19 protein-coding genes and 3 pseudogenes are annotated in these 24,003 nt (G+C 36.4%); 17 read left to right on the forward strand and 5 right to left on the reverse strand.

What is annotated here, in order from left to right; all coding sequences use genetic code 11:
• Nucleotides 1–4 precede the first annotated feature (4 nt).
• The 4 genes and pseudogenes from M2306_RS15680 to M2306_RS15695 form a co-directional block, all read right to left on the reverse strand.
• Nucleotides 5–1,474: a sensor histidine kinase gene (locus M2306_RS15680; protein WP_115091927.1), complete on the reverse strand. Its 1,470-nt coding sequence runs from the start codon at nt 1,472–1,474 to the stop codon at nt 5–7.
• Nucleotides 1,471–2,016, reverse strand: a complete 546-nt coding sequence (locus M2306_RS15685) for a CopD family protein (protein ID WP_115091926.1) — start codon at nt 2,014–2,016, stop codon at nt 1,471–1,473. The genes M2306_RS15680 and M2306_RS15685 overlap by 4 nt, the downstream gene beginning before the upstream one ends.
• Nucleotides 2,017–2,024: 8 nt before the next feature.
• A pseudogene (gene hemH, locus M2306_RS15690) lies at nt 2,025–3,045 on the reverse strand (ferrochelatase).
• Nucleotides 3,045–3,920, reverse strand: a complete 876-nt coding sequence (locus M2306_RS15695) for an AraC family transcriptional regulator (RefSeq protein WP_002988013.1) — start codon at nt 3,918–3,920, stop codon at nt 3,045–3,047. Before M2306_RS15695 ends, hemH begins: the two are co-directional and overlap by 1 nt.
• Nucleotides 3,921–4,147: 227 nt before the next feature.
• Between M2306_RS15695 and hemA the strand changes: the two genes are divergently transcribed.
• From hemA to M2306_RS15735, 8 genes and pseudogenes are all read left to right on the forward strand, one after another.
• A complete protein-coding gene (gene hemA, locus M2306_RS15700; protein ID WP_259189405.1) occupies nt 4,148–5,407 on the forward strand; it encodes a glutamyl-tRNA reductase in 1,260 nt (419 codons plus the stop codon).
• Nucleotides 5,400–6,332, forward strand: coding sequence for a hydroxymethylbilane synthase (gene hemC / locus M2306_RS15705; protein ID WP_259189407.1), 933 nt, complete (start codon nt 5,400–5,402; stop codon nt 6,330–6,332). Before hemA ends, hemC begins: the two co-directional genes overlap by 8 nt.
• Nucleotides 6,333–6,335: 3 nt before the next feature.
• Nucleotides 6,336–6,992: a uroporphyrinogen-III synthase gene (locus M2306_RS15710; protein ID WP_259189409.1), complete on the forward strand. Its 657-nt coding sequence runs from the start codon at nt 6,336–6,338 to the stop codon at nt 6,990–6,992.
• Between the two features lie 36 nt (nt 6,993–7,028).
• The gene (hemE, locus tag M2306_RS15715; RefSeq protein WP_259189411.1) at nt 7,029–8,057 is read left to right on the forward strand and encodes a uroporphyrinogen decarboxylase; all 1,029 of its coding nucleotides are present in this window, start codon (nt 7,029–7,031) and stop codon (nt 8,055–8,057) included.
• A 63-nt stretch (nt 8,058–8,120) separates the two neighbouring features.
• Complete coding sequence (locus tag M2306_RS15720) at nt 8,121–8,480, forward strand: hypothetical protein (RefSeq protein WP_259189416.1); 360 nt, start codon at nt 8,121–8,123, stop codon at nt 8,478–8,480.
• Between the two features lie 38 nt (nt 8,481–8,518).
• Nucleotides 8,519–9,434, forward strand: a pseudogene (hemF, locus tag M2306_RS15725) (oxygen-dependent coproporphyrinogen oxidase).
• 163 nt (nt 9,435–9,597) lie between these two features.
• Entirely contained in the window at nt 9,598–10,590 is a 993-nt protein-coding gene (gene hemB, locus M2306_RS15730; protein ID WP_259189418.1) for a porphobilinogen synthase, read from the forward strand.
• 201 nt (nt 10,591–10,791) lie between these two features.
• Nucleotides 10,792–11,172: a c-type cytochrome gene (locus tag M2306_RS15735; protein ID WP_498882899.1), complete on the forward strand. Its 381-nt coding sequence runs from the start codon at nt 10,792–10,794 to the stop codon at nt 11,170–11,172.
• 107 nt (nt 11,173–11,279) lie between these two features.
• Here M2306_RS15735 and M2306_RS15740 read toward each other — a convergent pair whose 3' ends face one another.
• Nucleotides 11,280–12,128: an alpha/beta hydrolase gene (locus tag M2306_RS15740; RefSeq protein WP_259189426.1), complete on the reverse strand. Its 849-nt coding sequence runs from the start codon at nt 12,126–12,128 to the stop codon at nt 11,280–11,282.
• A 270-nt stretch (nt 12,129–12,398) separates the two neighbouring features.
• Between M2306_RS15740 and M2306_RS15745 the strand changes: the two genes are divergently transcribed.
• The 9 genes and pseudogenes from M2306_RS15745 (at nt 12,399) to aspA (ending at nt 23,990) form a co-directional block, all read left to right on the forward strand.
• Nucleotides 12,399–14,000 carry a fumarate hydratase gene (locus M2306_RS15745; RefSeq protein ID WP_259189428.1) on the forward strand — a complete coding sequence of 534 codons (1,602 nt, stop codon included), beginning with the start codon at nt 12,399–12,401 and terminating at the stop codon, nt 13,998–14,000.
• Nucleotides 14,001–14,155: 155 nt separating this feature from the next.
• On the forward strand, nt 14,156–14,896 hold the full coding sequence (locus tag M2306_RS15750) for an SDR family NAD(P)-dependent oxidoreductase (protein ID WP_259189430.1): 741 nt from the start codon (nt 14,156–14,158) through the stop codon (nt 14,894–14,896).
• A 97-nt stretch (nt 14,897–14,993) separates the two neighbouring features.
• Nucleotides 14,994–16,036 (forward strand): annotated as a pseudogene (gene rlmN / locus M2306_RS15755) (dual-specificity RNA methyltransferase RlmN).
• Between the two features lie 95 nt (nt 16,037–16,131).
• Nucleotides 16,132–17,109, forward strand: a complete 978-nt coding sequence (locus M2306_RS15760; RefSeq protein WP_115091915.1) for a polyprenyl synthetase family protein — start codon at nt 16,132–16,134, stop codon at nt 17,107–17,109.
• Nucleotides 17,110–17,628: 519 nt separating this feature from the next.
• On the forward strand, nt 17,629–18,201 hold the full coding sequence (locus M2306_RS15765) for an RNA polymerase sigma factor (protein WP_259189437.1): 573 nt from the start codon (nt 17,629–17,631) through the stop codon (nt 18,199–18,201).
• Nucleotides 18,183–18,803, forward strand: coding sequence for a hypothetical protein (locus M2306_RS15770; protein WP_259189438.1), 621 nt, complete (start codon nt 18,183–18,185; stop codon nt 18,801–18,803). Before M2306_RS15765 ends, M2306_RS15770 begins: the two co-directional genes overlap by 19 nt.
• Nucleotides 18,793–19,938, forward strand: a complete 1,146-nt coding sequence (locus M2306_RS15775) for a hypothetical protein (protein ID WP_259189439.1) — start codon at nt 18,793–18,795, stop codon at nt 19,936–19,938. Before M2306_RS15770 ends, M2306_RS15775 begins: the two co-directional genes overlap by 11 nt.
• A 165-nt stretch (nt 19,939–20,103) precedes the next feature.
• Nucleotides 20,104–22,080 carry a DNA primase gene (gene dnaG, locus M2306_RS15780; RefSeq protein ID WP_115091911.1) on the forward strand — a complete coding sequence of 659 codons (1,977 nt, stop codon included), beginning with the start codon at nt 20,104–20,106 and terminating at the stop codon, nt 22,078–22,080.
• 500 nt (nt 22,081–22,580) lie between these two features.
• Nucleotides 22,581–23,990 carry an aspartate ammonia-lyase gene (gene aspA, locus M2306_RS15785; protein ID WP_259189440.1) on the forward strand — a complete coding sequence of 470 codons (1,410 nt, stop codon included), beginning with the start codon at nt 22,581–22,583 and terminating at the stop codon, nt 23,988–23,990.
• Nucleotides 23,991–24,003: the final 13 nt, after the last annotated feature.

Below are 24,003 nucleotides of genomic sequence, written 5' to 3' on the forward strand. Positions count from 1 at the left end.
TTTTTTATTTGGTCAGCGGTAAAGTTACGGTAAAAGTCGTTCCCTTACCAGCTTCAGTTTCAAAGGTAATGGTTCCTTCATAATTTTCTACAATATTTTTGATAATCCCCAGGCCAAGTCCCATTCCACTTGTTTTGGTGGTAAATTTCGGTTCGAATATCTTCGTCTTATCCGCAATAGCAACTCCAGCTCCGTTATCCGTAACGGAAATAATGATGTTTGTGTCATCTTGATAGGCTTTTACTACAACAATCGGACTAGGATTGCTGTCTGGAATCGCCTGAATTGCATTTTTTACTAAATTAGTAATAATACGGATAAGTTGTGTCTGATCAATAATGGCGATGATTTCTTTGTCTTCGTGTTCAAAGTAGATGAAATCTTCCGTAAAGATATCCAAAGATAGGCGAATCGTTTTAATGACGTCTAGCGTTTCGTTTTGCTGGGCTGGCATTGAGGCAAAGCTTGAGAATGCGGTGGCAACCGAAGACATCGTATCGATTTGTCCAATTAGGACAGCGGAGTAGTCCTTGAGTTTGCTGATAATATCTGGATCAGTAGGGTCAAATTTGCGCTCAAAACTCTGAACCGTTAAACGCATTGGTGTTAGCGGATTCTTAATCTCATGTGCTACTTGTTTCGCCATTTCTCGCCAAGCTTGTTCTCTTTCATTTTGTGCCAATCGCTGATAGGTTTCATCTAGTTTCTCAACCATATCGTTATAGGCATTAATCAAGTTAGAAATCTCTTTACTTGTAGAGATATCTTCGATCTTCTCATTTTTCTGTCCTAGTTTGGTACTGGTCATTTTGATGCTCAGCTTATTCAAACTCTGCGTAATGTAATTGGATAAAAAGTAAGAAATAGCGATGGACATGATTAACATAATAATGTAAACCTGCCCAAATTTATACATGAAGTTGCGTACTTCACTTTCATAAAATTCAGTTTCCTCTGCGTAAGGAATTTTAATGATTCCCAGAGGTTTGAATTTTTGATCTTTGAGGTAGCGATATGCGGTTCGAATACGCGTATTATCCACCTCTTCTATATCGACAAAGCGCTTGTTTGGCGAAGATTTAATGGTTTTTAAAATGATAATCGGAATATTCGATTGTTCTCCATCGATAGAGAAACTCCCTTTAGAAGAGAGCAGTAATTTACCCTCGAGGTCGTGGATGTGTAATTCCGTATTGTGAATGGAAGCAAGTTCGTGTATCTTGTCTTTAAAAATAAGAGGAAGGTTCTCGGTGTTCAATTCATAAGGAGTCGTGGTCAAGATGTAATTGATGTTTTCCGTAATTGAACCTTCTTTTCGCTCTAATCGGTATTGATGATAAGTACGTGCCTCCTCCTTAAATTGATACACTGAAACAGCGGATATCAATATGGAGGATATGATACTTAAAAAAATTAGAGAAAAAAATATTCTATTTTGAAGGGAGAAACTTTTTAAAAAAAACTTGTCTTTCATTCATTTCCTTTGCGTTGACGAATTTGTTTATAAAGCTTAATACCTATCATTAATAGTATAGCCAAGCCTAATAGTCCGACTACACCAAATATCCAGTTGAAAGCATTCTTTAAAAATACTAAAAAAACAACAGAGAATAAAATAATTGTTGCTCCTTCATTCCAAATGCGAAAGAAAGAAGAGGTTTTGGTTAGGGTATTGTTGTTGATTTGCTTGACGAATTGATGACATTTCAGATGATAAGCAATTAAGAAAACCACAAACAACAACTTGACATGCATCCAAGGTTGTTGTAATAAATAAGGATTGACCACAAAAAGCGAGATACCAAAAATCAACGTCAAAATAGCCGCGGGCCAGGTGATGATATTCCACAAACGATTTGTCATGATGCGATATTGCTTCTTGAGGATATCCTGTTCCGGTTGTGGTTTTGCATTTGCTTCTACATAGTATACAAAGAGGCGAACGATATAAAACAAACCGGCAAACCAACAGACAACAAAAATAACATGGAGTGCTTTTAAATATAAGTAGGCCATATATCTTGTTATTTAGTTTGTTCCCAAGTGGTAATCCAAGTTGCTAAGGCATCAATAAAAGCATCGTTGTCATTTAGACAAGGAATTGTTTTGAAAGAAGTTCCGCCGTGATGTAAGAACTCATCATGTGCTTCCATACCGATTTCTTCCAAGGTCTCCAAACAATCCGCAACAAACGCTGGTGTAACTACCGCTAGGTGTTTAATTCCGTTTTCTGCAAGTTGATTCACTGTTTTATCTGTTGGTGGTTGTAACCATTTATCAGGACCTAGTCTTGATTGAAACGTATTGGTATATTTCCCTTCTGGAATATTGAGTTTTTCAACCACTTGTTTGGTTGGTTTCTAAACATTGGTGTCTGTAGCAATGTTGATGCGCCACAGAAGGAGTATTGCAACAAGAATCGTCAATTTTACAGTGTGATTTTGTTGTATCCGATTTGTAGATGTGACGCTCAGGTACGCCGTGATAAGAGAAAAGGACATGGTCCCATTCGTTTTCATCTAAATGTGCTTGAATAGAAGCTGCTAAAGCATCAATGTATTCCTGTTTGTTGTAAAATGCAGGCATACTAGTGATGGTCATATTAGCAAAGTGTTTTTTGCGCAATTCTTCCGCTAAGACCTCAATGGTTTCAGTCGTAGCCATAGCAAATTGCGGATATAAAGGAATCATAAATACCTCCGTAACTCCTTTGTCTTTTAATTCTTGTAAGCCTGTTTTGATGGAAGGCTCTCCATATCGCATCGCTAAGGCAATAGGTAAGTCAATTTTCTGTTGTAGTTTTTTTTGTTGACGCTGAGAAATAACAATTAATGGAGACCCTTCCGGTAACCATACTTTTTGATACGCTTCTGCTGATTTCTTCGGTCTTGTGTTGAGGATAATTCCTTTTACTAAGAAAGCTCGTAGTAAATAAGGCATATCAATGACTCTTTTGTCCATTAAAAATTCATCCAAATAAGGTTTTACATCCTCGGGTGTTGGAGATTTTGGCGAACCTAAATTTACAAGTAGTATCCCTTTCATTATTGATTGTTTGAATTAATTGACATTAAATATTTTTTTGGCGTGATGCCATATTTCTTTTTAAAAGCAGAGATAAAATGACTGGCAGAACTATAACCAATCTTTAAACCAACTTCGTTTACATTGTAATTACCTTCGTCTAGTAATTTGCGTGCGTATTCCATTTTATAATCAAATAAAAAACTGAATACCGAATCGCCGTAAATCTGTTTGAATCCGATTTTGAGTTTTTTGATATTTAATCCAATTTGATCCGCTAGTTCTTGTAGTGTTGGTGGTTCTGTCATTTGTTGAATGATGATGTCTTTGGCTTGTTTGATTTTAAGCACATCTTCTTCATCCGATAAAAAAGGACAGTTATCTATGTTTTGTTCCTCGTTATAGTTGAAAACAAGGCTGAGTAATTCGTAAGTTTTTCCTTTATAGAATAAATTCTTTACTGAAGGATGCATGGATGCATTGAGCATTTGTGTTAGTACAATGGCAATGGCAGGGGTAATCTTTTCTTCTGTATAGTACTTCTTTTCTTTGTTTTCTTCCGTTAGAAAGCCAATAAATTCTGCTTCAGATGAAAATAAAGAGTGGAATTTTTTAATGGGAATCATCAAACAAATAATCGCCGATTGACTTTTTATTTCTAAGTGAACGGGCAATTGTTTTTGAGGATTATACAAAAGCAATGATTTCTCTTCAGGTAAATCCAGCGTATAGGCTCCGTGGTTGTAAATAAACTGTCCACTGCCTTTTAAACAAAAGTAAAATTGGATAATATCCGTGCCGATTTCCTTGTGGAAACTGTAGGGTTGCGGACTAGTGTTGTCTATTTTATAAACCGAAAATTCGGGATCTATATTAATTTCTTCTATGGGACTCATAGCGTTATTTTTTTGAAAGGCAAGGAAACGTAATCTTGTATTTTTTATTTAGAATGATTCTATATAAAGTCTTTTGTAACCCTTGCTAATACTGCAAATGTACTGTATTATAATGAAATATTGCCAAATGTTTTTCTTTTTCTTTCAGCGTTATTAATAGTCCTTCTAGCGTTACTTTTATCGAATCATTAGCGTTAAATTTGCTTACTTTTGAAATTGAAATAGGTATGGAAAAAATAGATAAGGTCAAATCAGCTACTTTTTATGCAGTTGGGTTAAGCTACAAAAAAGCGGATGCCGAGATGAGAGGAAAGTTTAGTTTGAGTGAGACGGCCAAAGAAAATCTATTATGTCAAGCGAAAGAAGAAGGAATAGAAAGTCTAATCGTAATCTCTACGTGTAACCGAACGGAGATTTATGGTTTTGCTCAACATCCTTTTGAATTGATCAAACTATTGTGTGATAATAGTAATGGTACGGTTGACGATTTCCGACAAGTAGCCTACGTATGTAAGAATAATGAGGCAATTCGCCATTTATTCCGTGTAGGTACTGGTTTGGATAGCCAAATTTTAGGTGACTTCGAGATTATTAGTCAAATCCGCAATGGTTTTGTATTGGCGAAAGAGCAAGGATTGACAACCAACTACTTTGAACGTTTAGTGAATGCGGTAATTCAAGCAAGTAAACGCATTAAGAACGAAACCGAACTAAGTTCAGGAGCTACTTCTGTTTCTTTTGCTGCGGTACAATATATTATGGACCATGTTTCTGCTATTTCCGAAAAGAACATCTTGTTGTTCGGAACAGGTAAAATTGGACGTAATACTTGTGAAAACTTGGTAAAACATACACATAACGACCATATTGTCTTAATTAATAGAACCAAAGAACGCGCATTAGAAGTTGCGGGAAAATTCAATTTGGTGGTGAAAGATTACGATAATTTAGAAGAAGAAATCAGCAAATCAGATGTATTGGTCGTGGCAACTGGTGCACAACAACCAACGATTGATTTAACGAAACTGCAGCTGGATAAACCCTTAACGATATTGGATTTGTCTATTCCTAAAAACGTTGACCCTGCAGTTGTTTCTCATCCTATGGTGGAGTTAATCCACATGGACGATTTGTCAAAAATGACAGATAAAACGATCGAAAGAAGAAAAGAATTTATTCCGCAAGCGGAAGAAATTATTGATGAAGTAATGTCGGAATTTGTCGCTTGGACAAAGATGAGAAAGTTTGCTCCGACGATTCATGCCCTAAAAACACGATTAGAACAAATAAAAGATGGGGAAATTGACTACCATCGAAAAAAATATGAGAACTTTGATAGTGAACAAGCTGAAGTACTAACAATGCGTATTATTCAGAAGATCACAACACACTTTGCTAATCATCTTCGACATGAGGAAACAGTTGTAGATGATAGCATTGAATGGATAGAAAAAGTTTTTCAATTAGATACAAGACAAAATGGATAGAGTTATTCGTATCGGTACACGCGATAGCGAGCTTGCTATGTGGCAAGCAACAACAGTGGAGAAGGCATTAAATGCTTTAGGATATAAAACGGAATTAGTTCCGGTGAAATCCGAAGGGGATTTGGTTTTAGACAAGCCTTTATATGAAATGGGGATTACGGGTATTTTTACCAAAACCTTGGATGTGGCGATGATCAATAAAAAAGTGGACATTGCTGTACATTCAATGAAAGATGTACCAACTGCTTTACCGCAAGGTATTGTACAGGCTGCTGTATTGCAACGCGCAAATACAGTGGATATTTTACTACACAAAGGAGATACTTCCTTTTTAGATCCAGCAGTAGAAGCGATTGTAGCAACGGGAAGTTTAAGAAGAAAAGCACAGTGGCTGAATCGTTTTCCTAAACACACACTCGTGGATTTAAGAGGAAATGTCAATACGAGAATGCAAAAATTGGCGGATAATGAAGCCTGGAAAGGAGCAATTTTTGCTTCTGCAGGTCTTGATCGCATCAAAAAGAAACCCAAAGGATTTATTAACTTAGATTGGATGATTCCAGCACCTGCTCAAGGAGCAATGGTGGTGGTTGCCATGGCAGATGATTCTTTTGCTTTGGATGCTTTACGTCAATTAAATGATTATGAGGCAGAAATGACGACGCATATTGAACGTCAATTCTTGCGCACATTAGAAGGTGGATGTACAGCGCCAATTGGAGCTATTGCTACTTATAACCAAAAGGAAGAAACGATTGATTTTTCAGGAGTTCTTTTGTCTTTAGATGGAAAAGAAAAGTTTGAAATCAATAAGACAGTGCCAATCCAAGAGTGGAAAAAACTAGGATTCTTCGCAGCACAAGAACTTTTGGCTAATGGAGGACAAGCGTTGATGGAAAAATTGCGTCAAGAATTAAAACGATAAGAAATGCCTACGGTTTTATCAACGCGCCTATTGAGTGATGCGCATCGTCAACTCCTACAAACAGCTGATGTGCAGTGGATGGAAGAGGACTTTATTGCCATAATTCCTCAAGAATTTGCCGTTGAAACTGTGCGTGATATTGTAGTGTTTACCAGTCAAAATGCGGTAAAAAGCGTTTTGACTAACACGAAGGCAGCAGTGTTGAAGACCAAACCTGCGATTTGTGTAGGAGTGAAAACCAAAGCTCTTTTAGAACAAGAAGGATGGGAGGTACTCGCTTGGACACATTATGCCAAAGAATTAACAGCAGTAATTGAATGCGATTTTAAAAATAAAAGCTTTTCTTTTTGCTGTGGAAATATTCGACGTGAGGTACTGCCTACGTTTTTTAGACAACACAACCTTGTTTTTGATGAATATGAAGCCTATCAAACGGTTAAACAACCCCATCAAATACAACAAAAAATAGATGGAATCTGTTTTTATAGCCCATCGGGTATTGAGAGTTTTTTACAAAACAATTCCATCACAACGGAAGTTTGCTTTTGTATCGGTGATACAACAGCAGATGCACTGAGAGAGATTACAACACAGGTAGTGGTAGCTAGTCAACCGACAATAGAAGCTACCTTAGCAGCTTGTTTAGCATATTATAAATAGTGTCAGCTAAAATTGACGTAATTAAATGGTTTAGAAATGATTAAAAATGATTTATTCTTAAGAGCTTTAAAAGGAGAAACGGTGGAAAGACCACCCGTTTGGATGATGCGTCAAGCAGGTAGATACCTACCAGAATTCCGTGCTTTACGAGATAAATACGATTTTTTTACCCGTTGTAGAATGCCTGAAATAGCAGCTGAGATTACTGTACAGCCTATTCGTATTGTAAAACCAGATGCGGCCATTCTATTTTCTGATATTTTAGTTGTTCCACAAGCAATGAATATTGATGTGGAAATGAGACCTGGAGTAGGACCATGGGTACCAAATCCTATTCGTTCAGCAAAAGATGTGGAACAAGTTATCATTCCTAACATTGAAGAAACCTTAGGTTATGTGATGGATGCCATCAAAGTAACCAAAGAGATGTTGAACGATGAAGTGCCGTTGATCGGTTTTGCAGGTTCACCTTGGACGATTTTCTGTTATGCAGTTGAAGGAAAAGGTTCAAAAAGCTTTGATTTAGCTAAAGGATTCTGTTTTTCTGATCCAGTAGCAGCTCATACATTATTGCAAAAAATTACAGATACCACGATTTTATACTTAAAAGAAAAAGTAAAAGCTGGGGTAAATGCGGTTCAGATTTTTGATTCTTGGGGAGGAATGCTTTCTCCAGTTGATTATCAAGAATTTTCTTGGAAATACATCAATCAAATTGTAGAGGCACTAGCAGAGATTACACCTGTTATTGTATTTGGTAAAGGATGTTGGTTTGCTTTGCCAGAAATGGCGCAATCTAAAGCATCTGCTCTAGGTGTAGATTGGACTTGTAGCCCAAAAAACGCACGTTTATTTACAGGTGGAGAGATTACACTACAAGGGAACTTTGATCCAAGTCGATTGATGTCACCAATTCCAACCATCAAAAAAATGGTACACGAAATGATCGATGCTTTCGGAAAAGATAAATATATCGTGAACTTAGGACATGGTATCTTGCCTCATATCCCAGTAGATCACGCCAAAGCTTTTATTGAAGCAGTAAAAGAATACGAACGCAAATAAAAAAATAACGCAAAAAGGTTTACGAAAGAGTGTAAACTTTTTTGCTTTTTTATAGGAAGGCTTATGTTAAACAAAGGAGTTAAAAGCGAAGAAGACAGACGTATAGAATCGATTGTCGTAAAACTTTCATCGATTGGATTTGTTCCCGATGATCTAAAGGTAAAGGAAGAAATTGATGCTGAATTAGCTAAAATGGGGTTGACCTATACTATTCTACTTGAAATGGAAGCAACAGCATTAAATGCACATTTACTTCAATTCAATTTCGGATGGGATCGCATGGAGCAGTTTGCAGATGTATTGGTAAACTGGTCAAAACAAGAAGATCAATTCAAAGCCAAAGCTAAAAGTTTATATACATTCATTCAAAATGAAAGCAAAGCCTTCTCATTTGAAAGGATGGCTAAAATAGCTCAACTATAATAGAATAAACGATACAGATACGCTGGTTTAGGTTCAATATGAAAGAAAAATTTTATCAATATATACAACAGCTTCAAGACCAAATCACAACTAGATTAGAAGAAGTGGATGGAGAAGCGAAATTCCAACAAGACTTATGGGAACGTCCCGGAGGTGGAGGTGGAAGAACGCGTGTCATTGAACATGGACGTGTTTTTGAAAAAGGAGGAGTGAATATTTCTGCTGTGCACGGGGAACTACCTGTTGCGATGCAAAAGTATTTCAATGTAGGGGATGTAGATTTTTACGCTTGTGGATTGAGTTTAGTTATCCATCCTAAAAGCCCAATGGTACCAACGGTTCACGCGAACTGGCGCTATTTCGAAATGTATGATAAAGAAGGACAAGTGGTGCGCTCTTGGTTTGGAGGAGGACAAGATTTAACACCTTACTATTTATTTGAAGAAGACGCCATCCATTTTCATCAGGTATGTAAAACCGCTTGTGATCAACACGATGCGGCTTTTTATCCACAGTATAAAAAACAATGCGACGACTATTTCTGGAATGCACATCGGGAAGAAGCTCGTGGAATTGGAGGATTGTTCTTCGATCGATTGGAAGAAACAACCGAAAAAACAACCCAACAGTGGTATGATTTTGTCACTACCGTAGGGAATAGTTTCTTAGAGGCATATGTACCAATTGTTGAAAGAAGAAAAAAACTAGATTATACAGCAGAACAACGCACTTGGCAAGAAATTAGAAGAGGACGTTATGTTGAATTTAATCTCGTTCACGATAAAGGCACGTTATTTGGCTTAAAAACCAATGGACGTATCGAATCCATTTTGATGAGTTTGCCTCCCCATGTACAATGGGTATATGACCATCAAACCGGAAGCAGGAAGCGAGGAAGCAAAGTTACTAGACGTATTGGCTAAACCGAAAGATTGGTTGACGGTTAACGGTTGATAGTTAACGGATCCTGTAGGGGTGTATGGCAATACACTCACGCTTTTATAAAGACGAAAGCAAATGTAGATGCTGATAGGGGTGCGCGATCACGTATTCGCCCCTGTACATATTAGTTAGAAATAAAACGACAAAGAGTCTTATCAATAAAAAACCAAATATTATGTTCCCATTACAAAGAGGTAGAAGATTAAGAACAAGTGAGTCCATTCGTAGTCTAGTAAGAGAAACGATTGTAACGCCGCAAGATTTTATGTTTCCCATGTTTATTGCAGAGGGAACGAATGTAGAAGAACCAATTTTGTCTATGCCCGGAATTTATAGAAGATCTGTAGATTTAACGGTAAAAGAGGTGAGAGAGCTTTATGCATTAGGTATTCGTGCAGTCAATATCTATGTTAAGGTAAGCGATCATTTAAAAGACAATGCAGGGACAGAGGCATGGAATGCTAATGGATTGATGCAAACGGCAATTAAAGCGATTAAAGACGCTTGTCCAGGGATGATTGTGATGCCAGATGTAGCACTGGATCCGTATTCAATCTATGGACATGATGGAATTATTGAAAATGGAAAGGTCGTGAATGATGCAACTGTAGATGCTTTAACGAGAATGAGTGTATCACATGCTCAAGCAGGAGCTGATTTCGTTGCTCCAAGTGATATGATGGATGGACGTGTATTGCGCATGCGTGAAGCACTAGATCAATCTGGATATACCGATGTGGGAATCATGAGTTATTCTGCTAAATATGCCTCCGCTTTTTACGGTCCTTTTAGAGATGCATTAGACAGTGCTCCAAGAGCAGATGTTGAAATTCCAACGGATAAAAAAACCTATCAGATGGATTATGCGAATCGCATAGAAGCCATCAAAGAAGCGTTGTATGATGTTGAAGAAGGAGCGGATATTGTGATGGTAAAACCAGGGATTGCCTATTTGGATATTGTACGTGAAGTAAAAGATGCCGTGAATGTACCTGTATCGGTGTATCACGTATCAGGAGAATATGCCATGGTAAAAGCTGCTGCTGAAAGAGGTTGGTTGGACCATGATTTAATCATGATGGAACAATTAACATGTATCAAACGCGCAGGAGCAAGTATCATCTCTACATATTTTGCAAAAGAAGCAGCTATCTTGCTGAATAAATAAAAAAGGAAGCTCAGATTTTATCTGGGCTTTTTTGTTTCCTTGTTTGGGTATTTCGTTGAGATTATTGAGGGTAGATGTCGTTTTTTTACATGAAAAGGCGTGATTTGTGAAAGAGCGAACCAAAATTGTTTTTGTACATTTGATACAACAAATAAACAAACAACTCTATGCGTAACTATCTCATCAAAGCGATACCTTTTTTTGCTGCCATTCTATTGGTTTCTTGTGGTAAAAAGGAAGAAAAACAACAAATGCCAGAACCCGGTATATGAATCTGAACGTGGTGGAGCAACAGAAATGACTAATGCAGAAAAAATTGCTTTAGGAAAACAAATTTTTGAAGGAAAAGGAACTTGTGCTTCTTGCCACATGGCAGATAAAAAAGTAATTGGACCTAGTATTAGAGAAATTATTGAAATTTACGATAAACACGATGTCAGTCTTATCTCCTTTTTAAAAGGACAAGAAGAAGCTATCGTTGATCCTGCACAATTTATCATCATGCAGGCTAATTTAGAAATCACCAAGAAATTGAGTGATCTTGAATTAGAAGCTTTAGAAGCTTATATGCGCAGCATGTAATACATCCTATTTTTACAGTTATTGTCATCTAAATAAAAAAGCTTGAGTACCTTTTGGGGACTCAAGCTTTTTTTGTTATCAATAAAAGTATGAATGCTTATGCAATTCTATTTTTTGTAAAACTGTTTTTTCAATGCATTATGAGTGGCTTGATGCAAAACCGTAGCGTGTACTTCATCTGGCATATAATCAAAAGTAGAGTGAATCACTGGGTTTTTTTGTAGGTACGAATAAAAACGCTCCGCTACTTCAAACATCATGGCATCTTCTTCTTTGCTAGGCACCCCTACATAAACATTTACGGGATGTTTAATTTTGTTCAACAAACACACCGTTGTTTCATCTAACAATTTTTCTTCACCCCACCAAAAACTTGGACTTACAATAATGTAGTTGGTAAATAGATGAGGATGTTTAATAAGAAGGTAAGAAGACATCAAGCCTGCTAAGGATTCTCCAACAACCGTACGTTCTTCATTAGTATTGTAGTGTTGATCAATATAAGGCATTAATTCACTCTCTAAGAAAGCTGCATAAGGTTCTGCACCCCCATATTGTGGAAAAAATTCTTTGCTATAACCTACCTTATCTAAGAAATCAATGTTGGGCACAGCAAAAGTAAAATCTCTTCTGCGGTTGACGTTTTCGATGCCTACGACAATGGCCTCAGGGAAGCGATTGATCCAAGGCTGAGAATTAACGCGGAAAATACCGGTCAAATGGATAAAGTCCTCTTCTACACCACCATCTAAAATAAACACTACAGGGTATTTAACGGTATCATTAGGTTGATAGTACGGAGGTAAATAGATATTGATGGTTCTCGTTTCATTTAGAATATTGGATTCCAAAGTAATCGATTCACCAATTGTTATTTTTTGTGCTTCTTTTTGTCCAAATGCAACAAAAGCCACGAGACAAAAAATAGTAGCTAGTATTTTGTTTAAAAATGTCATAGTTTATAAATTAATAAATTCAAATGTAAATAAAATGCTGTGGGGAATGGCAATTTGTCCCATAAAAATGAAAAGTTAGAGTAAAGTAATAGTGACGGGAGAGGCTGTGATTCACTCCAATTCGCTGAGTGTCTATTTGTTCAATTGACGTTGAAATAAAAAAGGTCTTTATTGAGAAACCCAGTAAACACGGGTTATTTAGAAACGTTCTACGGTTTTTTCATTGGTATATTTCGTAATTTTATCCAACAAAAATAAACGAGTAATCCAATGGACTTTATATATCAAGATCCGTATCCAATTCAAAAAGACGATACGAAGTATAAAAAAATCTCTTCTGATTTTGTAAAAATCGAAAAATTAGGGGATCGCGAAATCTTAGTTGTGGATCCAAAGGCTTTAGAAGTTTTATCTGAAGCAGCAATGACTGATGTTTCATTTATGTTGAGAACAGCTCACTTAGAAAGCTTAAAAGCAATCTTAGATGATCCAGAAGCAACAGATAATGATCGTTTCGTAGCCTATAACTTATTGCAAAATGCAGTAGTAGCAGTAGAAGGACAATTGCCTTCTTGTCAAGATACGGGAACGGCTATCGTGGTAGGTAAAAAAGGAGAAAACGTTTATACAGGATCAAATGATGCAGAAAGTTTGTCCAAAGGAATTTTCAATACTTACCAAAAGAAGAATTTGAGATATTCTCAAATTGTGCCTATCAGTATGTTTGAAGAAAAAAACTCAGGATCAAATTTACCAGCGCAAATTGATATTTACGCCACTCAAGGTCAGAAATACGAGTTTTTGTTTTTAGCAAAAGGAGGAGGGTCTGCAAATAAGACATTCTTGTACCAAAAAACAAAATCGCTGTTGAATGACAAGAATTTGACCGAGTTTATCAAAGATAAAATCATGGATTTAGGAACTGCCGCTTGTCCTCCTTATCACTTGGCTTTAGTGATTGGTGGTACATCAGCAGAAGCTAATTTAGCTGCAGTGAAAAAAGCATCTGCAGGCTACTATGATAACTTACCTACTTCTGGAAATATGGGAGGCCAAGCGTTCCGCGATTTAGAATGGGAGAAAAAATTACAGTTAATTTGCCAAGAATCTCATATCGGAGCACAATTCGGTGGAAAGTATTTCACGCATGATGTTCGCGTAATTCGATTACCACGTCACGCTGCTTCTTGTCCAGTAGGATTAGGAGTTTCTTGTTCTGCAGACCGCAATATCAAAGCTAAAATTACTGCGGAAGGATTATTCATCGAGCAATTAGAGGAAAATCCAGCACGTTTATTACCTACAGTAGCACCTCATTTAGAAGATCCTGTTGTTATTGATTTAGATAAACCGATGCAAGAGCAATTGGCTGAATTGACAAAACATCCAATCAAAACGCGTTTGATGTTGAACGGAACAGTAATTGTTGCCCGTGATATTGCACACGCGAAGATTCAAGAGATGTTAGACAATGGACAAGAAATGCCAGAATATTTCAAAAACCACCCAATCTATTATGCTGGACCAGCTAAAACACCAGAGGGAATGCCTTCAGGAAGTTTCGGACCTACTACAGCAGGACGTATGGATCCTTATGTAGATCCTTTCCAAGCCGTAGGTGGAAGTATGATTATGTTAGCAAAAGGAAACCGTTCTCAAGCGGTAACGGATGCTTGTAAGAAACACGGAGGATTCTATCTAGGATCAATCGGTGGACCAGCAGCTATCCTAGCGAAAGAAAATATTCTAAGCGTTGAGGTAGTTGATTTCCCTGAATTAGGAATGGAAGCTGTCCGTAAAATTGTAGTAAAAGATTTCCCTGCCTTTATTATTACAGATGATAAAGGAAACGATTTCTTCCAAAATTTGTAAAATAGACAAGAACTCAATACGATGAAAAAGCTGTCTTACTTCGGTAAGGCAGTTTTTTTTATTTTGTGTAAGATTAAAACTCTGTTAATTAATTAGTTGGAAACTCAAATTTTCAAATGTTGTTCGTAATTTAATAGGAACTAAAAATATTAAATATGAAAATGTTAGAAAATAAAGTCGCTATTGTTACAGGAGGAGCTTCAGGAATTGGAAAAGCTGTTGTTGAACTTTTTAGTAAAGAAGGAGCGAAAGTGGTAATTGCTGATTTGAATGAAGAGTTAGGACAAAAATTAGCAGCAAGTATTGGAGCGAATGCACATTTTGTAAAATCAAATGCCGCTTCACCTACAGATAATGAAGCGTTAGTTGCAGAAACCCTGAAAAAATTTGGAAAACTAGATATTGCTGTCAATAATGCAGGGATTGGAGGAGCAACTGCACCAACAGGGGAATACGATATAGAAGAATGGAAAAAAGTAACTTCCATTAACTTAGATGGAGTATTCTATGGAATGCGCTATCAAATTCCAGCCATGTTAAAGAATGGCAGTGGAAGTATTATTAACATTGCTTCGATTTTGGGACAAGTTGGTTTCGCAGGTTCTCCGGCTTATGTAGCAGCAAAGCATGGAGTAGTAGGGTTAACTAAGTCTGCAGGATGGGAATATGGTACCCAAGGTATTCGCGTAAACGCTGTAGGGCCAGGTTTTATTGAAACCCCTTTATTGAGTGCGATGGATCCCAAAGTAAAACACTTCTTGGAGTCTCAACATGCCATGCAACGCTTGGGTACACCAGAAGAAGTAGCCGAAATAATCGCTTGGTTAGCTTCTGATAAAGCCTCTTTTGCAACAGGAGGGTATTACCCAATTGAAGGTGGATACCTCGCTAAATAATAAATTAAAAAAAGGATGTAGTACATGGAACTACATCCTTTTTTTATATCTAAACATCAGATGTCAATTATTCGAGTAAAAAAAGTAAATTTGCAGCATGCAATTAGAGAAAAAAGACATACGTAGTTTATCTAAAGAACAATTGAGAGATTTTTTCGTTTCTCAAGGGGATAAATCATTTAGGGGGAATCAGGTGTATGAGTGGTTATGGAGTAAAGGAGCTCATTCTTTTGAAGATATGAGTAATCTCTCTAAAGCTACTCGTCAAATGTTAGAAGATCATTTTGTGATTAATCACATTCGCGTAGATAATATGCAAATTAGTTCGGATGGAACGATTAAAAACGGAGTAAAATTACACGATGGATTAATCGTGGAATCTGTTTTGATTCCAACAGAAACACGTACTACCGCTTGTGTTTCTTCTCAAGTAGGTTGCAGTTTGGATTGTGAGTTTTGTGTGCTACAGCAAAATTAAAGCGTATGCGAAACCTAAATCCAGATGAAATATACGATCAAGTCTTAACGATTGATCAACAAAGTCGCCAGAATCACGGCCGTCCATTGTCTAATATTGTATTTATGGGAATGGGAGAACCGCTGATGAACTACAACAACGTACAAGCGGCGATTGATAAAATTACGTCTGATGAAGGATTAGGAATGTCACCAAAACGCATTACCGTTTCTACTTCGGGGATTCCTAAAATGATTCGAAAATTAGCAGATGATCAAGTAAAATTCAAATTAGCCGTTTCGCTGCATTCTGCTATTGAAGAAACACGCAATCGAATCATGCCATTTTCTAAAAGTTTTCCTTTGACTGATTTACGTGATGCTTTGCAATACTGGTATAGTAAAACAAAAAGCAGAATTACGTTTGAATATGTAGTGTGGAGAGGAATTAACGATGATAAAGCTTCAATCGATGCTTTGGTGAAATTCTGTAAACAAATGCCAAGTAAAGTCAATTTAATTGAGTACAATCCTATTGACGATGGTGAATTTCAACAAGCAGATAATCAAGCGATCAATAATTATATCAAAGCTCTAGAAAGTAACGATATTACGGTAGTTGTAAGAAGAAGTCGTGGAAAGGATATTGATGCAGCTTGTGGACAATTAGCGAATAAATCTTAATAAAAATACTGAAAGGGAAGGAATAGCTCTTTTTGTATTCCAGATATTTATTTGAATGGTATAGTATGACATAAAAAGTCATAAATTTGTTTATAATGAATATTGTACAGCAAATACAGGAACCGATTAAGGTTGAAATGGAACTCTTTGAAAAGAAGTTCCACAAATCCATGGCAACAAAAGTTGCTTTATTAAATAGAATCACCTACTACATTGTAAACCGAAAAGGAAAACAAATGCGACCGATGTTTGTTTTTCTCGTTGCGAAAATGGTGCAGGGTGAAGTAAATGAACGTACCTATAGAGGAGCGTCTGTGATTGAATTGATCCATACGGCAACGTTGGTGCATGATGATGTGGTCGATGATAGCAACAAACGCCGAGGGTTCTTTTCTTTAAATGCGCTGTGGAAAAATAAAATTGCGGTTTTAGTTGGGGATTATTTACTTTCCAAAGGACTTTTACTGTCCATTGACAATGGTGATTTTGATTTATTGCGCATCATTTCGGTTGCTGTACGCGAAATGAGCGAAGGTGAATTACTCCAAATTGAAAAAGCACGTCGTTTAGATATCACAGAAGATGTTTATTATGAAATTATTCGCCAAAAAACAGCTACGCTAATTGCGGCTTGTTGTGCTTTAGGTGCAGCTTCTGTTGAACCAGATAACGCTGAACTCATTGAGCGAATGCGTAAGTTTGGAGAAGTTATCGGAATGGCATTCCAAATCAAAGATGATTTATTTGATTATACAGATGGACCTATTGGAAAACCAACTGGTATTGACATCAAAGAGCAAAAAATGACGTTGCCTTTAATTTATGCACTGAATACCGCTACCAAAGAAAAGCGCAAATGGCTGATTAATTCAGTAAAAAATCACAACGAAGATAAACGCAGGGTAAAAGAAGTCATTGATTACGTCAAAGAAGCTGGGGGATTAACCTATGCGACGGAGAAAATGATAGCTTATCAACAAGAAGCCTTGCAATTGGTTGAAGGTTTTCCGCATTCACCTTTCAAAGAAGCTTTGATCACTATGGTGAATTACGTAATTGAACGTAAAAAATAAAATAAACCCAAATCGTTGACCAAATAAGCTAAAACGAGAGCGGAAGAATAAAAAATTATGATTTAATTTTATTATTATTAATAAAATTGGCGTATCTTACAAATGGTATAATCAAGTAGCGAATGAATTGTATTACACGCTATGATATGCCAGAAAATGAAAGAATGAACCACATGTTTTGTTTCTTACCCCTTCTAAGTAAGCAAACGTATTTTAAATTGTACAACAAGCCCCAATTTCTGGGGCTTGTTTGTTTTTATACACTTCCGTTAAAAACCAAAATAACACGTGAATTAAAAAAATAAATAAAAAATTCACTTTTCTTCCCAACCTTTTTAGAAGTTGTTGCGTCTATGTAATAGATAAACCAATAAAACAACACACGATGAAAGGATTATTACTACTTATTATGAGCTTAGTCGATGCGATTCTCTCTTTTGTGAATCAATTTATCTCTTAAATGGAACTGAAAAGAGTTTTTTAAATTTTAAATTTTGAAATTAGCGGAGATAAACTAGAATGAAATTGATACGACTATACCCGAAAAAATTAGAAGATTATATAGAGGATTTGCGGCGTGAAAAACGGAGCGCACAGCATGAGGTCTATCAATTGTTGTCTGGAAAAATGTTGAGTGTCTGTAGGCAATACATTGCAGATGTTCAGTATGCAGAGGATGTGATGGTAAGTGCTTTTATGAAAGTCTTTACGAGGATGGATAAGTACGAAGATAAGGGGAGTTTCGAAGGATGGATCAGGCGTATTATGGTCAATGAATCTATCTCTTTTTTACGCGCACAACGACCTTTTGCTTATTTAGAGGAACAGGTTGAGCATCAAGAAGAACATATAGAGGATGATGAAGGAGACCTTTCTTTGGAAGAAATACAACGTTTAATTGATCAATTGCCGGCGGGATGCAAAACGATATTTAATCTCTATGTCGTAGAAGAATATAAGCATCAAGAAATCGCAGCGATGCTTCAAATTAGCGAAGGGACGTCAAAATCACAACTTGCACAAGCACGCAAGTTATTACAACAACAATTAGAGCATTTAAAAAATCGAGGGTTATGGAATGGAGTAAAATAGATAAGGAATGGAAAAAGCAATTGGATGAACGATCCATTGCTCCTTCAGCTACTGCTTGGGATAGATTAGCACAGCAATTGGATGACCGTGATAAGAAGAAGAAAAGAGGAATACGCACAATCTGGATTGGAATTGCTGCTTGTTTGGTTGTAGGAGGAATTATGGGCTTGATTTTCTTGAAAACTGAACCAATGATACAACCTAATCCTACGGATGTTCCAACTACAGAGCACTATCTAGTAACAGAGGATACAGAACAAGAAGAAGCATTGGAACAACGAACTCACGAAGAATCTATTCGACCAAATCCAGTTGTACAACAAAAAGAAGTGGGGAAAAAGATACGCTTAGAGCAAGTGGTTCAAGTTGAAAATAATATTCAAATCCCGCCTGTGGCAAAGAGAGAAAAGATAGATTCCTTAACTATTGATGAAATCTGGGTGAATAAACCCCAACGCAAAGTGATGGTAGATAGTAATCATCTACTGAAACAAGTAGAGGGTGAAATTGAAGTAGAATACAGAGAAACTAAATTGAAAAAAATTATTGACACTACGAAGAAAGCAGTGGTAGATATAACAGATAGTAGATATGAGAAATAGAATTAGCTATAGTATTTTAGGAGGGTTATTGTTGTTTATCACGCAATCTTACGCGCAAATTACAATTACACATGAGGGACATGAATTAGATGAAAAGGAGAAAATATCCAAAAAGACCGATCAATCATTAAAAACCTTTGATTATAAAGTAAGCCAAATTGCGGTGAATATTCAGAATGCAACCGTAAAAGAAAAAGAACATTTGCGTATTCGAGTAGATTCAATCAATAATCTTATCGATACAAATGCGATGACGGAAGAGCGTGGACAGGAATTCAAATCAAAATTTGCAAAAGAAGCTTCTGATCGCATTGAAAAAGAAGTCGTTCGCATGCAAGATAGTCTGACGAATGTAGTACAAGGTCAAGTGAACTACGCCATGAAGAATGGCGAATTTCTGAAAGTAGCGGATACAACAAAGCGAACTGCTACGATTATGATTGGGAAGCCGCAGAAAGAATACAGGGATAGATTAGGAGAGAAACATTGGAGTGAAAAAAGAACAACACTCCGCTTAGCTGCCCTCTACGGAATAAGTAACCTGGCAACGGAAGGCGCATTTGCTAATTCTGATACCCGCTATATACCTTCTAATTTTATTCAGTTTGGATTGCATGCAAAAACAAGAGTATTAAAAAATAGCAACTTGTTATATCTGCGTTATGGAATTGCATGGGAATATAATAACCTTAAACCGAGTGAACATCGTCTTTTTGAAGTGCAGGAGGGGCAGACAGTATTGGCTGAATATGACGAGCGATTTACTAAATCTAGATTAGCTTTGGGTTCTTTTCAAATTCCTATTTATTTAGAGTTTGATTTTACACCTAAAAAAATTGACAGTAAAACAGGGAGAGCTTATTTTATTTCCGAGAGAACATGGCGTTTAGGTATAGGGGGATATGTGAATTTTGGAAATAGTAGTGGTAAACAAATATATCGTTATAAAGATCAAGGAAGTTATCGTGTAAAACAACGTACAGATTTAGGTATAGATAAAACGCGATTTGGAGTTGGGAGTTATGTAGGATATCGCTCTTGGGCTTTACAGTTTCAATATGAATTAACTCCGCTGTTTAAGCATAATGCTTTAGAACAACATGTTTGGTCTTTAGGACTTCGAGTAGATATTTAATTTATAATAGAAGATATTGCTAATTAAGTAGAATGTTTTCTATGAAGGAAGCAAAATGAATAAACATAGTCAACAATCAACCATATTAATCATTTACCAATAGAAAAGAAGTTGTTTTATTATAAAGCAACTTCTTTTTTTATCTTTGTGGGACAAATGTAAACTATGATTTCCAAAAATACCATTGATACCGTTTTTGATACTGCTCGTGTAGAGGAGGTGATTGGCGATTTTGTCAATCTCAAGAAAGCGGGTGCAAACTATAGAGGATTGAGCCCATTCGTCAACGAAAAGACTCCTTCTTTTATGGTATCTCCAGTCAAGCAAATTTGGAAAGATTTTAGTTCCGGAAAAGGAGGTAATGCCATTACGTTTCTGATGGAACATGAGCATTTTTCTTATCCTGAAGCAATTCGCTACTTAGCGAGAAAGTACGGAATTGAAATAGAAGAAACGGAGCAAACAGATGCAGAGAAGGAACAACTGAATGAAAAAGAAAGTATGTTCATCGTTTCTGAATTTGCTAAGAACTACTTTGAAGATATCTTATTAAATTCAGAAGAGGGAAGAGCTATAGGATTATCGTATTTTAAAGAAAGAGGATTTACTTCTGATACAATTAAGGCCTTTGGATTAGGATATTCGCCTGATAAATGGGATGCGTTTACGGAAGAAGCCTTGAAGAAAGGATACTCTTTAGACTATTTAGAGAAAACAGGATTGACGATTGTCAAAGAGGACAAGCGATTTGACCGTTTTAAAGGTCGTGTTATGTTTCCGATTCAAAGTATGTCTGGTCGTGTTTTGGGATTTGGTGGACGTATTTTAACCAATGACAAAAAAGCAGCGAAGTACCTGAACTCTCCCGAAAGTGATATTTACCACAAGAGTAAAGTGCTCTATGGAATATCCCATGCAAAACAGGAGATTGCCAAAAAAGATAACTGTTACTTAGTAGAAGGATATACTGATGTGATTCAGATGCATCAAACAGGAGTGAAAAACGTAGTAGCCTCTTCAGGTACTGCATTAACTCCAGATCAAATTCGTCTGATTAGTCGTTTAACTCAGAATATCACCATGCTTTTTGATGGGGATGCTGCTGGAATACGAGCGTCTTTCCGTGGAGTAGATCTAATTCTCGAAGCGGGAATGAATGTTCGCATTTGTCCTTTGCCAGATGGAGAAGATCCCGATAGTTTTGCTCGTAAACATACATTAGAAGAGTTAGAAGCTTATTTCGAAGCAAATTCAACCGATTTTATTCGTTTTAAAGCGAATGCGTTGATGGAAGATGCAAAGGGAGATCCAATCAAAAAAGCAGAGATTATCCGCGATATGGTAATGAGTATTTCTAAAATACCAGATCCAATCAAGCGCGAAATCTATATTCAAGAATGCTCTCGCATCATGGATATTTCGGAAGAGGTGATTTTTAGTTCGCTAGCTCAGATTAGCAAGAAAGAAATTGCGGATGCGAATAAGAAGTTTGGACAAGAACGCAAGCAAATGGAGGTGGTGCATGCGGAAAAACAACAAGAAACAGTTGCCGTTGATGCCCTTTACTTACTAGAGCAACGCATTATTGAGATTTTACTACTGTATGGAAATGAAGAAGAACAATTCGTGGAATTGGTTTTCGAAACAAATGAGGACGATGAAATTGTTGAGGTAGAACACAAAATAGTACAAAAAGTATACGAGAAAATTTACCTGAGTTTGCAAGAGGATGAGGTACAGTTAACCAATCCAATCTTCAAGCGATTGTATAATGATGTGATGGATTACTATCACAATAATACGTGGAGCTTAGAGGGATATCTCAAGCGATTAGATGGAGAGTTATCGGGACAGGTTACCACAATTCTCATGGAAGAAGAAAAAGAGAACCTGCACAACTGGGAAAGTCAAAATATTTTTGTCAAACAAAAGAAAGACGGGATTGCTCAATATACTACAGAAACAATCTTGACTCTTCGCATGCACTTAGTAAATTCTATCATTGAAAAGTACAAGAGTAAATTAGGAGGCGTAGAGCAAGATCGCGCATTTGAAATACTCGGAATTATCATCGATTATTCTACTTTAATGAATACCTTTTCTAAAAGATTAGGACAAGTAACGACTCGATTTCGATTATAAAATAGAAACCTCATTCTTCAATGAGGTTTTTTTGGCGCTATTTTTTGCTATTTCTGAACCGCTAGGGCTAAAAAAAAGATACAAGGGAGTTGAATCACTGCATTGGTAAATATTAAAATGAATGATTAATTCCATTTTATTTAAAAATTCACGTTTTTTCCTTTTTTAAGATTTTACTGCGCTATTAAGATATGAATACTATTTTTTTATATATTTGTTTAGTTATTTTTATGTTTTTTAAGAGTTTGGATTATATGATGAATGAATTTTGGATTGTTTTTTGAATATTTTTCGATTTGTTATCTGGGACGCTACTCTTTTCTTGTGATTTTATTAATAAATAGTTAGTTGTCTCATTAATATACGTAAAAAAAATAAAATAATCCCTGTGTTTTTGTCATATCCTAATTTTTATTCTAGCATTATTTTTGAGGTATAAAATAAATTGAAACGCATTTGTACAATCAAATGCTATATATAGAACAAAAAAATTTAAGCATATGAAAGATACTAGAAGAGAACACGACTTCTTAGGTGAATTAGATATCCCTAATGACAAATACTACGGTGTTCAAACATTCCGCGCAGTTGAGAATTTTAACATTACGGGTATAACCTTAAATCACGAAAAAGGATTAATCAAAGCTTTAGGTGAAGTTAAAAAAGCAGCAGCATTAGCGAATAAAGATTGTGGTGTGTTAGATCCAAAAATTGCAGATGCGATTTGTTATGCTTGTGATCAAGTAATTGCTGGAAAATACGACGATCAATTTGTAAGTGATTTAATCCAAGGTGGTGCAGGTACTTCGGTAAACATGAATGCCAATGAAGTAATTGCTAATGTCGCATTGGAGCATTTAGGTCATAAAAAAGGAGAGTACCAATATGTACACCCAAATAATCATGTAAACTGTTCACAATCAACCAACGATGCTTATCCAACAGCTTTTCGTTTGGCTTTGTACTATAAATTAGATGGATTCTGCCAAGTAATTGCAAACTTAGAAAAGGCATTTGCTGCCAAAGGAGAGCAATTCAAAAGTGTACTTAAAATGGGACGTACGCAATTGCAAGATGCCGTTCCTATGACATTAGGACAAGAATTTCACGCTTTCGCTACCACTGTTGGAGAAGATTTATTGCGTTTACGCGAAGCTCAACGCCTAATCTTAGAGGTGAACATGGGAGCTACAGCTATTGGAACAAAAGTAAATGCACCAGAAGCTTATCCTGAACTATGTGTAGAGTATTTAGCTAAAGAAACAGGTTTACCTTTAGTATTATCACCAGATTTAATCGAAGCTACGAGTGATACTGGGGCATATGTACAAATCATGGGAACAATCAAACGTGCTGCAATTAAAATATCAAAAATATGTAATGACTTGCGTTTATTGAGCTCAGGACCTCGTACCGGATTAAATGAAATTAATCTTCCTGCTCGTCAACCTGGATCTTCTATTATGCCAGGAAAAGTAAATCCTGTTATTCCAGAAGTTGTAAATCAAACGTGTTTCTACGTAATCGGTCAAGATTTAACGGTTACGATGGCCGCTGAAGCAGGACAATTACAGTTGAACGTAATGGAACCAGTTATCGGATTTGCATTATTTACGTCTCTTGAATACTTAGGAAATAGTTTAACTACTTTAATTGATAAATGTATTATTGGTATTACTGCAAATGAAGCACATTGTGCTGATTTGGTAATGAACAGTATCGGAATTGTAACACAATTGAACCCAATTTTAGGATATGAAATTTGTGCAAGTGTAGCAGGTGAAGCTTTGCTATCAGGAAAAAGCGTACATCAAATCGTCGTAGAAGAAAGAAAATTGATTACGCAAGCCAAATGGGATGAAGTATATTCATTGGAAAATTTAATTCACCCCAAATTAATTGTATCCTAAACTAAACCAAACC

This window comes from Myroides gitamensis (assembly GCF_029894455.1).
In the GTDB taxonomy this organism is placed as follows: domain Bacteria; phylum Bacteroidota; class Bacteroidia; order Flavobacteriales; family Flavobacteriaceae; genus Flavobacterium; species Flavobacterium odoratum.

What these genes read in the sequence shown, in the direction of transcription:
- M2306_RS15680 (WP_115091927.1), bottom strand. Translation starts at nt 1,474, where the DNA reads ATGAAAGACAAGTTTTTTTTAAAAAGTTTCTCCCTTCAAAATAGAATA.
- M2306_RS15685 (WP_115091926.1), bottom strand. Translation starts at nt 2,016, where the DNA reads ATGGCCTACTTATATTTAAAAGCACTCCATGTTATTTTTGTTGTCTGT.
- M2306_RS15695 (WP_002988013.1), bottom strand. Translation starts at nt 3,920, where the DNA reads ATGAGTCCCATAGAAGAAATTAATATAGATCCCGAATTTTCGGTTTAT.
- hemA (WP_259189405.1), top strand. Translation starts at nt 4,148, where the DNA reads ATGGAAAAAATAGATAAGGTCAAATCAGCTACTTTTTATGCAGTTGGG.
- hemC (WP_259189407.1), top strand. Translation starts at nt 5,400, where the DNA reads ATGGATAGAGTTATTCGTATCGGTACACGCGATAGCGAGCTTGCTATG.
- M2306_RS15710 (WP_259189409.1), top strand. Translation starts at nt 6,336, where the DNA reads ATGCCTACGGTTTTATCAACGCGCCTATTGAGTGATGCGCATCGTCAA.
- hemE (WP_259189411.1), top strand. Translation starts at nt 7,029, where the DNA reads ATGATTAAAAATGATTTATTCTTAAGAGCTTTAAAAGGAGAAACGGTG.
- M2306_RS15720 (WP_259189416.1), top strand. Translation starts at nt 8,121, where the DNA reads ATGTTAAACAAAGGAGTTAAAAGCGAAGAAGACAGACGTATAGAATCG.
- hemB (WP_259189418.1), top strand. Translation starts at nt 9,598, where the DNA reads ATGTTCCCATTACAAAGAGGTAGAAGATTAAGAACAAGTGAGTCCATT.
- M2306_RS15740 (WP_259189426.1), bottom strand. Translation starts at nt 12,128, where the DNA reads ATGACATTTTTAAACAAAATACTAGCTACTATTTTTTGTCTCGTGGCT.
- M2306_RS15745 (WP_259189428.1), top strand. Translation starts at nt 12,399, where the DNA reads ATGGACTTTATATATCAAGATCCGTATCCAATTCAAAAAGACGATACG.
- M2306_RS15750 (WP_259189430.1), top strand. Translation starts at nt 14,156, where the DNA reads ATGAAAATGTTAGAAAATAAAGTCGCTATTGTTACAGGAGGAGCTTCA.
- M2306_RS15760 (WP_115091915.1), top strand. Translation starts at nt 16,132, where the DNA reads ATGAATATTGTACAGCAAATACAGGAACCGATTAAGGTTGAAATGGAA.
- M2306_RS15765 (WP_259189437.1), top strand. Translation starts at nt 17,629, where the DNA reads ATGAAATTGATACGACTATACCCGAAAAAATTAGAAGATTATATAGAG.
- M2306_RS15770 (WP_259189438.1), top strand. Translation starts at nt 18,183, where the DNA reads ATGGAATGGAGTAAAATAGATAAGGAATGGAAAAAGCAATTGGATGAA.
- M2306_RS15775 (WP_259189439.1), top strand. Translation starts at nt 18,793, where the DNA reads ATGAGAAATAGAATTAGCTATAGTATTTTAGGAGGGTTATTGTTGTTT.
- dnaG (WP_115091911.1), top strand. Translation starts at nt 20,104, where the DNA reads ATGATTTCCAAAAATACCATTGATACCGTTTTTGATACTGCTCGTGTA.
- aspA (WP_259189440.1), top strand. Translation starts at nt 22,581, where the DNA reads ATGAAAGATACTAGAAGAGAACACGACTTCTTAGGTGAATTAGATATC.